This is a genomic window from Vibrio sp. D173a (genome assembly GCF_030248475.1).
This window is the reverse complement of sequence record NZ_JAHGAH010001250.1, coordinates 1-773: the sequence shown is the minus strand read 5'-3', so window position 1 is coordinate 773 and position 773 is coordinate 1. Positions and strand designations below refer to the sequence as shown.

Below are 773 nucleotides of genomic sequence, written 5' to 3'. Positions count from 1 at the left end.
TGCTGATTGCTCTTGGAAGTAAGCATCCGCTTCTGGAAGACGTGCCATAAACTCTTCTACGCTGCCAGAGTCATCAAAACCTGGTGGCAATGCTTGGTCAACTTCGACGTCTTCAAGCTCTAGAGCCATACCCGCTTCACGAGCCAAGATAAGCAGCTTACGCGCCACATCCATGCCCGCTAGGTCATCACGAGGATCTGGCTCAGTAAAGCCATTGTCTTTTGCAATATTCGTTGCTTGGCTTAGAGTCATGCCTTCATCAAGCTTACCGAAGATGTAAGAAAGAGAGCCTGACAGAATGCCGTTGAACTTCTCAAGCTCATCACCTGCAGAGATAAGGTTCTGCAAGTTCTCGATAACCGGAAGGCCAGCACCTACCGTTGTCTCGTACATCAGTTTACGACGTGAGTTACGCGCTACTTCACGAAGTTGGTGGTAGTACGCCATACTCGCTGTGTTTGCTTTCTTATTCGGTGTAACAACGTGGAAACCCGCTGCTAGGAAATCTGCATATTGGTTAGCGATCGCCTCGCTTGAAGTACAGTCAACCAGTACTGGGTTGATGATGTGATTACGCTGAACCAAAGCCGCAAGACGTGGCAGACTGAACTCTTCTGTTGCACTGTTCATGCGGTCACGCCAGTGCTCCAGTGGTAGGCCTTCGCTATCAAGCAGCAGACCTTTACTGTTTGCTAAACCACATACGCGGATCACAATGCCCTTTTCAGCCAGTTTGCCTTGCTGACGCTTGATTTGATCCACCAGCTCACCAC

The 773-nt window shown here is 49.5% G+C and carries 1 pseudogene; it reads right to left on the bottom strand.

The features are described from left to right. Positions 1-773, bottom strand: a pseudogene (thrA, locus tag KIV40_RS32625) (bifunctional aspartate kinase/homoserine dehydrogenase I); the annotation flags it as partial.